We start from the raw sequence: 13,857 nt of genomic DNA on the forward strand, positions 1-13,857 counted from the left end.
GCAGATGCGAACGACTGAAGGGTGTTTTGCAAGGGCTGTGCCCGGTCGGGTTTGGGCAGGGAAATGTCGGTTTAGAGCGGTTGCGCGCAGAGTCGGCGCACCATGAGGGGACGTGTTGCATGCAAAGGTGCAGCGGGGTGCGCCAGATTGGGGCGCACCCGGAGGATTCAGCGGCGGCGCATCAGGCCGATGAAGAACAGCCCGCCGAGGGCGGCGGTGGCGACGCCGATAGGCAGGTCTTCGGGGGCGATCAGCGTCCGCGCGGCGACGTCGACCCAGACGAGGAAAACGCTGCCGAGCAACACGCACACCGGCAGCAGGCGACGGTGCTCGGCACCGATCAGACGCCGGGCAATGTGCGGCACCATCAGCCCGACAAAACCGATGGAGCCGCTGATCGACACCAGCACCCCGGTCATCAGTGAAGCAATCACGAACACCCGCAGACGCACCGCCCGGGCATTCAGGCCGAGGGTGACGGCGGTCTGTTCGCCGGCCATCAAGGCATTGAGCGAACGGGCCATGCCGATCAGCAGAATCAGTCCGAGCAACACGCTCAGCGCCGGCACCGCCAACAACTCCCAGCGCGCCAGACCCAGGCCGCCGAGCATCCAGAACATCACCGCCGAACTGGCACGGTGATCGCCCATGAACAACAGCAGATTGGCGATCGCCATCATCACGAACGACACCGCCACGCCGCACAGCAGCAGCCGATCACTGTCCAGCCGACCCTGGCGGTTGGCGATGCCCAGCACCAGAAACATGCTCAACAACGCGCCGATGAACGCGGCAATCGGCAACGTCAGCAGGCCGACGATTTCACCGACGTGCAGTACCACGATCACTGCGCCAAGCGTGGCACCGGAGGTGACGCCGAGCAGGTGCGGATCGGCCAGCGGATTGCGCGTGACTGCTTGCAGCACCGCGCCGATCAACGCCAGCCCGGCGCCGACCAATGCACCGAGCAACATGCGCGGCACGCGGATCAGCCAGACGATGTGTTCCTGGCCGGCGCTCCAGTCCGGCACGCCGAGGCCGAACAGTTTGTGCAGCAGAATCCGCCACACCACGTCCACCGGCACCCGCGCAGGGCCGAAGCCCAGCGACACCACGCACGACACCAACAGCACCGCGCCGAGTGCGATCAGCAGCCAGCCGTAGCGACGATTGTTCATTCGCCGTGGAACCCTTTGGCCAAGGTTTCAACTGCGAGCACGTTGTCGATCCCCGGCGTGGCCTGCACGTAAGGGATGACGATGAAGCGCTGGTTCTTGATCGCGTCCACCGATTGCAGCGCCTTGTTCTTCAGCAGGAATTCAATCTTCTGCTCGGCGGTGATTTCGCTGTAGTCGACGATCACGATCACCTGCGGATTGCGCTCGACCACGGTTTCCCAGTTGACCCGGGTCCAGCTCGCTTCGACGTCATCGAGAACGTTGCGCCCACCGGCCGCGTCGATCAGCGCTTGCGGCATGCCGAGGCGGCCGGAGGTCATGGCGCGGTCTTCGCCGCTGTCGTACAGGAACACCCGTGGTTTTTCAGCGGGCAGGTCTTTGCGGATTTCGGCGACCTGACTTTGCATGTCAGCGATCAGCGCGTTGGCGCGATCCTGCACGTCGAAAATCTTTCCGAGGTTGCGCAGGTCGTTGTAGGTGTCGTCTAGCGTGGCGGCGGGGCGCTTCATCACGAAGGCGCAGGATTCGGTCAGCTCATAGACGTTGATGCCCAGCGGTTGCAAGGTCTGCGGCGTGAGATCGCCACCGACGCGCATGCCGTAGTCCCAGCCGGCGAAGAAGAAATCGACGTTGGCGTTGAGCAGGGTTTCCACCGACGGGTACTTGGCTGCCAGCTCCGGCAGACCGTCGAGAAGATTCTGCATTTCAGGCGTTACCGACTTCCAGCCACTGACGCCGCTGTAGCCGGCCATCTTCGACTTGAGGCCGAGGGCGAGCATCATCTGGGTCATGTTGATGTCGTGGCTGACCGCGTGTTTCGGCGCTTCCTTGAAGGTGACTTCACGGTTGCAGCTCTGGATCGTCAGCGGGTACTGGGTGGCCTCGGCGAAGGCGTGGGTGGTGCCCAGCAACAGGGCGAGGCAAAGCAGGGAGCGCACAGTCATGGTCGGGTTATCCAGGTGATTCGCGGGTAGCCGTGGAGGGGGTGTGGGTCGATCAATGCTTCGACGCCGAACACGTCGCGCAGCAGTTCGACGGTCAGGACTTGTTGCGGGGTGCCGCTGGCGACGATGCGACCGTGATTGATCACATACAAACGATCGCAGAACGCGGCGGCCAGGTTCAGGTCGTGGATGCTCGCCAACGTGCCAATCTGCAGGCGCTTGACCAGTTGCAGCAGTTCCAGCTGATAGCGCGGGTCGAGGTGGTTGGTTGGCTCGTCGAGGATCAGCAGTTGCGGTTGCTGGGTCAGGGCTCGGGCGAGGATCACCCGCTGTTTTTCTCCACCGGACAGGGTGGCGAACGCGTGGTCTTCGAAGCCTTCGAGGCCCACGGATTTGAGGGCCTGGGTGGCGAGATTGCGGTCTTCCAGCGTGTCGCCGTCGAACAGGCCTTTGTGCGGCGTGCGGCCCATGGCGACCACTTCTTCGACGGTCAGGCCGAAGGCGTCGGGGAATTCCTGCAGCACCACGGCGATGCGTTGCGCGCACCAGCGTGAGGATTGTTTCCACACGTTGTGGTGATCGAGTCTGACCTCACCGTGTTCCGGCTGACTGAAGCGATAGGCGCAGCGCAACAGGCTGGTCTTGCCGCTGCCATTGGGCCCGATCAGCCCGACGAACTCACCGGAGGCCACTTGCAACGAGGCGTCACGCAGCTGGAACTGGTGATGGCAGTGGCCGTGGCCCAGAGGTGTCCAGGCGAGATGGGTGAGGGACAGTGAGGTCATTTCGTTCCTGTTCTAGAAGGTGTAGTCAGCTGTGACAAAGAACGAACGAGGCTCACCCAGAATCCACTGCTGGCCCTCATTGTATTGGCTTTGCGCGTACGTCCGGTCAAACAGATTGTTCACCTGCAACCCCAGCGTGGTGTTGCGCAGGGCTTTCCACGACAGCGTCGCATCGACCACGGTGTAGCTCGGCAGCTCGTTGCGGTTGGCCATGTCGGCGTAGCGCGCATCGACGTAACGCACACCAGCACCGGCCTTCAGATCATCGGTCAGCGCCTTGCTCAGCCACAGATTGGCGGTGCGCCGTGGTACGTCCACCGGACGATTGCCATTGCGCGACACCGGCACGCCGCCGACTACCTCTTCAAAATCGTCGTATTTGGCTTTGACGATCGCCGCGTTGGCTTGCAGTTGCCAGGCGTTCGGCAGTTGCAGATCGAGGCTGGCTTCCAGGCCGTTCGACGATTGCTGCCCGACCTGCTGCTTGAGGGTCGGGTTGCCCGGGTCGTCGGTCAGCAGCTTCTTCTTCACGATGCGATACGCCGCCAGCGTGAATTCGCCGCGCTGATCCCAGAACAGCTGCTTCAGGCCGATCTCGGTTTGCCGGGCGGTCGACAGGTCATATTGCTGCTGGCTCGGGCTCAGGGAAATCAGGCCGCCGATGCCATCGGTGCTGGTGGCGACCTGGCCGTAGAACGAGGTGTCCTGCGTCAGCGCGAACACCAGGCCGGCCTTCCAGTTGTTGCCGGTCAGGGTCTTGTCGCTCTGGCTGCCGTCGACCAGGTTGTTGCGATCCACGTGCACGTAGTCGCGGCGCACGCCGGTCACCAGCGACCAGCGCTCGCTCAGTTGCGTGCGGTTTTCGGCGAACACCGACATCTGTTTTGTGGTGCTGTCGAACTGATCGCGATACGGATCGGCGCTCTCGAAATAACCGGTTTGCGGGTGATACCGATCCAGCGGCTGACCGTTCGGCAATACGTCGTTGAACGGCGAGTTGCTGTCGAGCTGGAAGCGGATGCGGTTGTAATCGACGCCGGTTACGGTCTGGCTGTCGAGGCCGAACAGCGAGTGCTTGAAGGTGAAGGTCTGGCGGTCGCCGACCTGTTCCTGTTTGTGGCCGATGCCGAAGTAGCCGCTGCGGCTGAGCTGCTGACTGTCAGTGTCGAAGTTGTAGTTCTCTGCGTTCTGCCAACGGCGCTGGGCTTTCAGGTAGTACAGCTCGTTGCTGGCGCTGACCGCATCGTTGATCTGCCAGTCACTGGTCAGGCGCGTCCATTGATCGTTGTAGTGCTGCTTGTCGTCGCGCACGTTGTAGTTCTTTTTGCGCAGGCTGTCTTTCAACTGGCCGTTGATCAGTGGCGTGCCGAAATAGTTCTGCGGGCGCTGATCGCCGTAATCGTGAGCGAGGGTGAAGGTCAGATCGTCCGTGGCCTGCCAGCGCAGGGCGGCGCTGATGAAGTCGCTGGATGAATCGCCGCGATCGACCCAGCCGTTGCTGCGCAGGCGATTGAGATTGAGGCGATAGCTCAGGGTATCCGTCAGCGAACCGCCGCTGTCGAACGCCTGCTGCTGGCGGTCGAACGAGCCGTAACCGATCCGCACATGGTTTTCGATTTCGCCGTCGAACGGCTTTTTCGGGATCACGTTGACCACCGCGCCGGTCGCGCCTTCGCCGTACAGCACCGAGGCCGGGCCGCGCAGGACATCGACGCGTTCTACCGACCAGGTGTCGACCGGGAACGTCACGGTGCCCATGCCGGTGTACATGCGGTTGCCGTCATACAACTGCATCACCGAGCTCTGCCCGGTAAAGCCCCGGGCCTGCAACGAAGTGCCGCCGTCGCCCGGCGTGCCGGTGCGACTGATGCCGGTGCTGCGCGACACCGCGTCCTGCACGCTGCGATCGCCACGGGCGCGGACTTGCTCGCCGCTGAGGCTTTCGACGCTGGCCGGGGTTTCCATCGCGCTGAGGTTCAGACGCGAGCCAGCGCTGGTCGGCGTGGTCAGGCTGACGGTCTGGTCGTCATTGGCCGGAGCGGTGATGGTGCCGGTGGGCAGCGTCAGCGGGGCGTTGTCGGCGTGGGCGCTGTTGTTCAGGGCGAACAGACAGAGGCTGGACAAGAGGTACTTGTTCATCGGGGCGGTGAATCACTTCTTCAAAAGAAAAGCCCGCAGGCTCATGACAGTGCATGGCTGCGGGCAGAGCAGCAAATTTGCGTTATACAGTAACACTAAAAATTGCCGGAGTTTAAGCCCCGGCAGTTTAAAGATCTGTCTAAATCGCGCATCTCGCCTGTTTCATGATGAAGTTGAGGCAGATTCAGCTTGTCGGCCCAGACGCGACAACAGCAGCCGATCCAGCAACCACACCACCACCAGCGAAGCCCCCACCAGCGGAAACACCACCGCCAGCACCAGCATGATCGCCACCCCGGTTTTCCACTTCGGCAGGTCGTGGCGCAGCGGCGGCACGCCGAACTTGCCCTGTGGCCGGCGCTTCCACCAGATCACCACGCCGCTGACGGCGCTGAGCAGGATCATCAGGCAGATCAGCAGCACGACGATCTGATTGAAGGTGCCGAACATCTTGCCTTCGTGGAGCATCACGCCGATCTCGGTGGCCCGGGCAACAGCGCCGTACTGCTCGAATCGCACGTCGGCCAACACCTTGCCGGTGTACTGATCGACGTGCAGGGTCGCATCGTTGCGCGGATCGTCGGCGAACACGGCGATGGTGAACACGCCGGTGGCGGTGGTCGGCAGGGTGATGCTGTAGCCCGGCTCGACCTTGCGCTCAACGGCGATGTCCTGCACGTCCTGCAGGCGGATGGTCGGGGCGGCGGGGCCGTGTTGCATGCCGCCGTGGGCCATGTGTTCGGCGTGGTCGCCGGACATCGGCATCGGGGTGTTTTCCATCGCCCACGGTACGGTCTGGCGCGCGGCGTTGTTGAGGCTGCCGGCCTCTACGTCGGAGGTCGGCACGTTGTCCCACATCGCCGCCGGGAACACGTTCCACACCTGGGCGTATTGCTTGCCCCAGAAGCCGGTCCAGGTCATGCCGCTGAGCAGCATCACCAGCAGCAATGCGGCGCCCCAGAAACCGGTGACGGCATGCAGGTCACGCCACAGCACGCGGCCGCGACTGCTCAGGCGTGGCCACAGAATCCCCGCTGCCTGACCCCGTGGCCACCACAGGAAAACCCCGGACACCACCAGCACCACGCCCCAGCCGGCGGCCATTTCGATCAGTCGGTCACCGACGGTGCCGATCATCAGCTCGCCATGGATCGCCCGGGCGATGGCTTGCAGGTTCTGCTTGGCATCCTGCTCGCCGAGGATGTCGCCGTGGTAGGGATCGACGAACACGTTCAGCTCATGGCCGGCATTGGCCACGACAAACTGCGCGCTGCGCTCGGCATTCACCGGCGGCAGGTACTGGGTGACCTGGCCCTGTGGATAAGCGCTTTTGACCTTTTGCAGCAAGTCGTCGGCCGGCACGGTGTGATGCCCGGCGGGGACGTTCAGCAGACTGCTGTACATCAGCGAATCGAGCTGCGGCTTGAACAGGTAAATGATGCCGGTCAGGGCCAGCATCATCATGAATGGGGCGACGAACAATCCGGCATAAAAATGCCAACGCCAGGCCAGGTTGTAGAAATTCGGTTTGGGCTGTTTCATCACGTGTGCTCCGCTTGGCTTGGATCTTCTAGTTGTCTGTTGCCGCCCGCTCCCTGAAGGGAGCGAGCGCCCTTGAGGGTTAGAAACTCATGTCCACCTTGGTCCAGAGCGTGCGCCCCGGTTCATTGATCGCTTGCGGGTCGTTGGCCGGGTAGCCGAACCCGGCGTTACCCGCCAGGTTCAGGTGTTCGGCGTAAGCCTTGCCGAACAGGTTGTCGACGCCGGTACTGACCTTCCAGTTTTTGTTGATCCGGTAGGCACCGTTGAGCGAGAACACGCCGAAGCCCGAACTCTTGTCGTAATCCTTGCCGACCACGTTGCCCTTGTTCTGGTCGATACGGTTTTGCGCGGCGACCACCCTCCACAGTGCGCCGGCGCTCCAGTTGTCTTCGGTATAGGTCAGACCGAAGCGCGCATCCAGCGGCGGCATCTGCGGCAGGGCCTTGCCGTCGCTGCTGTTCTTGCCCCAGGCGTAGGCCAGGGTCGCATCGGCTTTCCAGTTGTCGGTGAGTTTGTAAGCGGCACCGAGTTCACCGCCCATGATCCGCGCGTCGATGTTCTCGGCGCGGGAAGTGCTCATGCCCATCATCCCCGGGGTGTAATCGAACAGGATGTAATCGCGCACCACACCGATGTAACCCGAGGCCCAGGCTTCGAGCTCGGCGCTCTTGTAGTTCACGCCGAAGTCGAGCTGAGTGGTCTTTTCCGGCTTGATCGAATCGAACGCATTGACCGAACCGGCCGGGCCGGACTTGGGCGAAAACAGCTCCCAGTAATCCGGGAACCGCTGGGCGTGGCCGAGACCGGCGTAGAGCGTGGTCGGGCTGTCGGCCAGGTCATGCTCGTAACGGACGAAGCCGCTCGGCAGGGTGTCGGCGCGGGTATCGCCTGCGGTCGGGTTCGGACGGGACATCATTCCCGAGCCGGTGGTCTGCCGGAAATCCTTGGCCGAGGCACGGTCGACCCGGGCGCCGGTGATCAGCCGGTCGCGGTCGGCGGCGTACCAGGTCATCTCGCTGAACACCCCGTAGTTATGGAAGTCGGCGTCCTTGGTGTACGGCTGATCCTTGTAGGTATCGATGCCCATGCCGCTGCGCTGCCGGTGTTCGTTGGTCTGCGCGTCGAGGCCGGTGATCAGCTGGATATCGGCCCAGCGCCAGGTGGCCTTGATCCGCGCGCCGAGGGTGCGGCGGTCGACGTTGGACGCCATGGGACCGGCCATCATCCCGGTGCCGGACGGCGTGCGCAGGGTGTAGTTGTCCATCACGTGGTCGGCGTAGTTGTAGTAGACCTGCGCTTCGAGCTTCTCCAACACGTCGGTGATGTTGGATTTCTCGACGCGCAGACCGAGGCTTTCGCGCAGGAATTGCGAACCGTCCATGCCGCGTCCGGCGTAGCGTGCTTCGCCGTCGCCCTTGCCGGCGGTGAGTTCGATCAGGGTGTCGGCATCCGGGGTCCAGCCCAGCGCAACATCGCCGTTCCACTTGTCATAGCGCGAGGCAACGATGTCGTTGTTGCCGTCGCGGTAGTCGTCGGAATGCGCGGTGTTGCCGATCACTCGCACGTAACCCAGCGAGCCGCCGGCCGCCGCATCGACGACCTTGTCGAAGCGCCCGTGAGAGCCAGCCAGCACGCTGGCGTTCACGCGGGTGCCGAGTTCGCCGAAGCTTTCCGGCTCGCGGTCGAACAGGATCGTGCCGGCCGACGCGCCCGGCCCGTAGAGCACGGTTTGCGGGCCTTTGATCACGGTGAGTTTGTCGTAGGTCTCGGGCGAGATGTACGAGGTCGGCGCGTCCATCCGGCCGGGGCAGGCGCCGAGCATCATGCTGCCGTTGGTGAGGATGTTCAGGCGCGAACCGAACATGCCGCGCAGCACCGGGTCACCGTTGGTGCCGCCGTTGCGCACCAGAGCGAAGCCGGGAATGGTCTTCAGGTAGTCGCCGCCGTCGCTGGCCGGCACCGGTTGGCGCGGGTCTTTCGGGTTGGTGACGATGGTCAGCGGGGAGCTCGGGGCGATGGCGGTGATCACCGTCGGGCTCAGTTCGTCAGTGTGGCCGGCGTGTTCGTCGGCGTGAACCAGCGGGGACAGCAGGACGCCGCAAAGGACGGCGGTAGCGTGCCTGAAACGAACGCGGGATTCGTTCAGGGCAAAGGACGCCGGGGCAGAACCCGGGCGTGGGACAGCAGAAAACCTGGACATGACAATTTCCATCAAACAGTCGTAAACGACACGGCCGGCAGCCTGAGGCTGTCTTCTCAACCGTGTGCAATCAGAGGTGGGTGTTTACGCTGCGACGGGCGGGGCGCGGGTGCGGGCGCCGGGGAAGAAGGTCTGCCGGGCATGGCCCAGACGCGGGGAGGGTGGGGTGAAGGTGTTGACGAGTGGAATGCTGAAAGTGGCGAAGCTGCCGCCACCGGTCAGCGCCGGGCAGTTGAACAGCAGGCTGCAATAACCGCACTTTTCCCACAGCACATGGTGCGAGGATTGCGGCGGGCAGTGTTCGGCCGAGGGTTTTGCTTCATGCGCGGAATGATCCATGCCCGCCATGTCCATCGACATGTCCATGCTCATCGGCATGGAGGTCGAGGCGTGCTGATCCATCGGCATCGACTGGGAAATCAGCGGGCCGATGAAGATCATCAACATGGCGAACAGGGCGATCCAGCTGCCGCGGGTCAGGTGTTCAGTCTGACGGCGTTGCAGGGAGGGCCTGGCGCTCAGGGGGCGCATGGGCGGAGTCTGCCGGAACGGTTACTGGGCGTGCGCGTGGGCTTGTGTGGCTTCCGGCGGCTTCTTCTGCACGGCGACTTCGACAGTCACGTCACCGGCCTTTTCGAAGTGCAGGGTCAGCGGGAAGCGCTTGCCGTCGGTCAGCAGACTGCGGTCAGTCGGATTCATCAGCATCACGTGATAGGCCATCGGCGCGAAGGTCACGTTTCCACCGGCCGGGATGGCCACGTTCGGCACCTGTTGCATCTTCATCAGATCACCCTGCATCACATGCTCGTGCAGTTCGGCCGTCGGGGCGATCGGCGAGTCGACACTGAGCAGGCGGTCATCCGTCTTGCCGGCATTGTGAATGATGAAATACGCGGCAACGGTCGGCGCGTTCGGCGGCAGTTCCTGCGACCACGGGTGGGCGATTTCCAGCTCGCCGGCCTTGTATTCGTGGGCATGGGCGAAGCACGCAGGCAGCAACAGCGCAGCGATGACGATGAATTTGTTCAACATGGCAGTTCTCCAGAACGATTTGAAACGCAGGTCAAATGCGGGAACAAATCAGACCAGAGGAGAGGCGCGGGGATTGAGGCTCGGCCATTGCTGGCGCGGTGTCGGAGTTTGCAGCAAGGCGGGCGCCACGCTGCGATTGCTTTCGTATCGAGCGAAATACAGCTGCGGCGAATGCCCCGGCAACGCCACCACCGGCGCCGATCCGGAACAGCACCAGCAATGCTGCATGGTCGAATGATTGTCACCGCTCTGCGGCGCTTTCTGATCGAGGCTGCCGATGTCGATCGCCACCATCTTCGTCCCGCTGCCGGTGCAGAAACTGCTCCACAGCAACTGCTCGGCCGGCGTCTGCGCCGCCTGCGCCATCGCTCCCGTCAACGGCATGGCGAGCATGTTGAACAGCACTGCAAAGCAGGCGATCCAGGCAAATGCGAGCCGGTGTCGGTTCATGGGACAGATCCGTAGGGTGGGCGATCAGGCGCGGCTATTTAGCCTGATCAGGGCCGATAAGTAAAAAAGCGTCGTGCGGTTTGGTGTCGCAGCGCTACATGCAATTGTGCGAGTAGCATGCTTGCCAGTTCCGTCTCGCCGTTATGAAAGAGTGTAGCGGCTTCGATTCGCAATGCCTGTGCGAAATCCGGATCAGATTGAATTCTCAATCGGATGGTCTGCTTATAGTCTCGGAGCGCCACGCGGTTGAATCGTCCATCGCCTGAGTCCAGTTCCGAACATGCCTTGACGTAGTGCACCAGTTCAGCAGGCGTGTGGAGAAAGTCCTTGATGTCGAAGCGGGTGAATTTTCCGGTCATTGGAACGTGCTCACAAATTCGATGAAACGCTAAACGTAAGCCAGGGCCGCTCGTGCAGATAGTCAGCGATTCTTTAAGTTCTTGTGGGCAGTGTCCTAGCACTCAGTAGGACTTGAGCTTTTTGTTTTTCACGGTCGGACTCCGGCCGCGAGGGCCGCGATGGCTTCATCAACCGTCCAAAACTCCCGATCAACCCCCGCCAACTCCGGTCGCCTCAACACCATCACCGGCACCCCAAGCGCCCGCGCCACTTCCAGTTTCGGCTCGGTTGCGGTGCTGCCGCTGTTCTTGCTGATCAGCACGTCGATCTGCCGGCGTTCGAACAGCGCCCGTTCATCCTCCAGCAGAAACGGCCCACGGGCGCCGATGACTTCGCAGCGTTCGTTGCCGGGGTAGACGTCGAGGGCGCGCAGGGTCCAGAACTGGTGCGCAGGGATTTCGTCGAGGTGTTGCAGCGGTTCGCGGCCGAGGGTGAACAGGGGGCGGCGGAAGGGTTCGAGGGCGGTGATCAGTTCGGCCCAGTCGGCGACTTCGCGCCAGTCATCGTCGGGTTGCGGTTGCCACGCCGGGCGGCGCAGGGCCCAGCAGGGAATGCCGGTGAGTTGCGCAGCGATGGCTGCGTTCTGGCTGATTTGCGCGGCGTAGGGATGGGTCGCGTCGAGCAAAAGTGTGATGCCTTCGTCGCGAATGAACTGCGCCAGACCTTCGGCGCCACCGTAGCCGCCGACGCGCACCTGACACGTCAGATCGGTCGGCACCCGGCCCACTCCGGCCAGGCTGTAAATGTGTTCCGGCCCCAAAGTGCGCGCGATGGCCAGTGCTTCAGTCACGCCGCCCAGCAACAGAATCCGTTTCATACAAAAGCCCCCGCGTGGCCGACGATGCCGCCCTGACGATCAATCGCAAACACCTCGACCTGGACCTGCGCCGGCACCACGCTACGGGCGAATTCCAGAGCATGGCGACAGACCTCATCACCGAGGGCAACGCCCGCTGCACTGGCCATCGCCAACGCCTGCTGACTGGTGTTCGCCCCGCGAATGGCTTGCTGCAACGCATCGTCCGCACCAATCGCCGCCGCCCACTCGGCCAATTGCGGCAGGTCGATGCTCGAATGGCGCGAGTGCAGATCCATGTGCCCGGCCGCCAGTTTGCTGACCTTGCCGAAGCCGCCGCACAGGCTGAGTTTATCCACAGGCACTTTGCGCAGGTGCTTGAGCACGGCGCCGACGAAGTCGCCCATTTCGATCAGGGCGATTTCCGGCAGGTTGTAGACCCGGCGCATGGTGTCCTCGCTGGCGTTGCCGGTGCAGGCAGCGATGTGCAGATAGCCGTTGGTTTTCGCCACGTCGATGCCTTGATGGATCGAGGCGATGTACGCCGCGCAGGAAAACGGCCGGACGATGCCGCTGGTGCCGAGGATCGACAACCCGCCGAGAATCCCCAGGCGCGGGTTCATGGTTTTCAGCGCCAGGGCTTCGCCGCCCTCGACATTGACCGTCACCTCGAAGCCGCCGCGATAGCCGGTTTCTTCGGCGAGCAGCGTCAGGTGATCGCTGATCATCTTGCGCGGCACCGGGTTGATCGCCGGCTCGCCGACGCCCAGCACCAGCCCCGGGCGGGTGACGGTGCCGACACCTTTACCGGCAATGAAGCGGATTCCCGGCTCGGCCATCAGTTGCACGCGGGAGTAGAGCAGGGCGCCGTGAGTCACGTCCGGATCATCGCCCGCATCTTTGATCGTCCCGGCTTCAGCGCCTTCATCAGTCAGCCGACAGAACTCCAGGCGCATCTGCACCTGCTTGCCCTTGGGCAACACGATCTGCACGGCGTCCGCCACCACGCCGCCGAGCAGCAGGCGGGCAGCGGCGAGGCTGGTGGCCGTGGCACAGCTGCCGGTGGTCAGGCCGCTGCGCAGGGGCGCGGGTTGTTCGGCGGTTTCGTCACGCATCGAGGGGTTTGACCAGATCGAGCAGGGTGATCGGCAGGGCCTGGCGCCAGGTGTCGAAATCGCCCAGCGGCTGCGCCTGGGCAATGTGGATGCGAGTCAGCTCGCCGCCGTGGCGTTCGCGCCAGCTCATCAAGGTCATTTCGCTTTGCAGGGTTACGGCGTTGGCGACCAGTCGGCCGCCGGGTTTGAGTTGTTCCCAGCAGGTGTCGAGCACGCCTTCGCGGGTCACGCCGCCGCCGATGAAAATCGCGTCCGGACGCTCAAGACCGGCGAGGGCCTGAGGAGCACTGCCGCGAATCAGTTGCAGACCGGGAACGCCCAAGGCGTCACGGTTGTGTTCGATCAACTGTTGTCGGCCGTCATCGGCCTCGATAGCCAGAGCGCGGCAGCTCGGGTGAGCGCGCATCCACTCGATGCCGATCGAGCCGCTGCCGGCGCCGACGTCCCACAACAGTTCGCCCGGCGTCGGGGCGAGGCGAGCGAGGGTGATCGCGCGCACGTCGCGCTTGGTCAGTTGCCCGTCATGTTTGAAGGCTGAATCCGGCAGGCCGGCGAGGCGCGACAGGCGCGGTGTCTGCGGATCGGCCAGGCACTCGATGGCGATCACGTTGAGGTCGGCAATGAGCGGATTGTTCCAGTCGTTGGCTGTGTCGTCGATCCGGCGCTCGGTGTCGCCGCCCAGATGTTCCAGAACACTCAGACGACTGGCGCCGAATCCTCGCTCGCGCAGCAATGCCGCAACCTCCGCCGGACTTTGTCCGTCATTGCTCAGCAGCAACAGGCGCACGCCGCTGAACAGTTGTGCGTTGAGGGCCGCAAGCGGGCGAGCCACCAGCGACAGCACGCTGACATCCTGCAACGGCCAGCCCAGTCGGGCCGCCGCCAGCGAGCAGGACGACGGCGCCGGCAGAACCAGCATCTCGGCCCCCGGCACCTGCCGCGCCAGACTCGCGCCAACGCCGTAGAACATCGGATCACCGCTGGCCAGCACACACACCGCTTCGCCACGGCGTTCGAGCACCGGGGCCAGGGAAAACGGGCTCGGCCACAACTGGCGCTCGCCACGGATGCACACCGGCAACAGATCCAGCTGACGCTGACCGCCGATGATCCGCGAAGCACCCAGCAAGGCGCGCCGGGCATTCTTGCCCAGGCCCTTGAAGCCGTCTTCACCGATTCCTACTACTGTCAGCCAGGGTGACATCTGTAGCCCCTCAAAAAAGTGTCCGCAAACGCGCCGTTCCGACGGGCAGACTTTTCATGCCGTCGGACAAAGC

The 13,857-nt window shown here is 63.4% G+C and carries 13 protein-coding genes; all 13 read right to left on the bottom strand.

The features are described 5' to 3' along the window. Positions 1-167: 167 nt before the first annotated feature. The 13 genes from LOY31_RS03050 to cbiE all read right to left on the bottom strand — a co-directional run bounded on the left by LOY31_RS03050 (position 168) and on the right by cbiE (position 13,784). Positions 168-1,178 carry an iron ABC transporter permease gene (locus tag LOY31_RS03050; protein WP_221534711.1) on the bottom strand — a complete coding sequence of 337 codons (1,011 nt, stop codon included), beginning with the start codon at positions 1,176-1,178 and terminating at the stop codon, positions 168-170. Next, on the bottom strand, positions 1,175-2,122 hold the full coding sequence (locus LOY31_RS03055; RefSeq protein ID WP_258712814.1) for an ABC transporter substrate-binding protein: 948 nt from the start codon (positions 2,120-2,122) through the stop codon (positions 1,175-1,177). Before LOY31_RS03055 ends, LOY31_RS03050 begins: the two co-directional genes overlap by 4 nt. Further along, positions 2,119-2,907: an ABC transporter ATP-binding protein gene (locus LOY31_RS03060; protein WP_221534707.1), complete on the bottom strand. Its 789-nt coding sequence runs from the start codon at positions 2,905-2,907 to the stop codon at positions 2,119-2,121. Before LOY31_RS03060 ends, LOY31_RS03055 begins: the two co-directional genes overlap by 4 nt. 12 nt (positions 2,908-2,919) lie before the next feature. Further along, positions 2,920-5,046 (bottom strand): TonB-dependent siderophore receptor, encoded by a 2,127-nt coding sequence (locus LOY31_RS03065; RefSeq protein ID WP_221534705.1) that lies wholly within the window; start codon positions 5,044-5,046, stop codon positions 2,920-2,922. Positions 5,047-5,208: 162 nt separating this feature from the next. After that, positions 5,209-6,588, bottom strand: coding sequence for a PepSY domain-containing protein (locus tag LOY31_RS03070; protein ID WP_221534703.1), 1,380 nt, complete (start codon positions 6,586-6,588; stop codon positions 5,209-5,211). Between the two features lie 79 nt (positions 6,589-6,667). Further along, positions 6,668-8,788 carry a TonB-dependent copper receptor gene (locus tag LOY31_RS03075; RefSeq protein WP_221534701.1) on the bottom strand — a complete coding sequence of 707 codons (2,121 nt, stop codon included), beginning with the start codon at positions 8,786-8,788 and terminating at the stop codon, positions 6,668-6,670. Positions 8,789-8,872: 84 nt separating this feature from the next. Further along, positions 8,873-9,319, bottom strand: coding sequence for a DUF2946 domain-containing protein (locus tag LOY31_RS03080; RefSeq protein ID WP_221534699.1), 447 nt, complete (start codon positions 9,317-9,319; stop codon positions 8,873-8,875). Positions 9,320-9,340: 21 nt separating this feature from the next. Continuing rightward, positions 9,341-9,820, bottom strand: a complete 480-nt coding sequence (locus LOY31_RS03085) for a copper chaperone PCu(A)C (RefSeq protein ID WP_221534697.1) — start codon at positions 9,818-9,820, stop codon at positions 9,341-9,343. Positions 9,821-9,868: 48 nt separating this feature from the next. After that, positions 9,869-10,270, bottom strand: a complete 402-nt coding sequence (locus tag LOY31_RS03090) for a DUF2946 domain-containing protein (RefSeq protein WP_192563337.1) — start codon at positions 10,268-10,270, stop codon at positions 9,869-9,871. Between the two features lie 47 nt (positions 10,271-10,317). Next, positions 10,318-10,629, bottom strand: coding sequence for a hypothetical protein (locus tag LOY31_RS03095; RefSeq protein ID WP_039772019.1), 312 nt, complete (start codon positions 10,627-10,629; stop codon positions 10,318-10,320). 128 nt (positions 10,630-10,757) lie between these two features. Next, positions 10,758-11,486: a cobalt-precorrin-6A reductase gene (locus LOY31_RS03100; protein ID WP_221534695.1), complete on the bottom strand. Its 729-nt coding sequence runs from the start codon at positions 11,484-11,486 to the stop codon at positions 10,758-10,760. Continuing rightward, positions 11,483-12,580, bottom strand: a complete 1,098-nt coding sequence (locus LOY31_RS03105; RefSeq protein WP_221534693.1) for a cobalt-precorrin-5B (C(1))-methyltransferase — start codon at positions 12,578-12,580, stop codon at positions 11,483-11,485. Before LOY31_RS03105 ends, LOY31_RS03100 begins: the two co-directional genes overlap by 4 nt. Next, positions 12,573-13,784, bottom strand: a complete 1,212-nt coding sequence (gene cbiE / locus LOY31_RS03110; RefSeq protein ID WP_258712815.1) for a precorrin-6y C5,15-methyltransferase (decarboxylating) subunit CbiE — start codon at positions 13,782-13,784, stop codon at positions 12,573-12,575. The genes LOY31_RS03105 and cbiE overlap by 8 nt, the downstream gene beginning before the upstream one ends. Between the last annotated feature and the right edge of the window lie 73 nt (positions 13,785-13,857).

Source organism: Pseudomonas sp. B21-021 (genome assembly GCF_024749205.1).
GTDB classification, from domain to species: Bacteria; Pseudomonadota; Gammaproteobacteria; order Pseudomonadales; family Pseudomonadaceae; genus Aquipseudomonas; species Aquipseudomonas paraglycinae.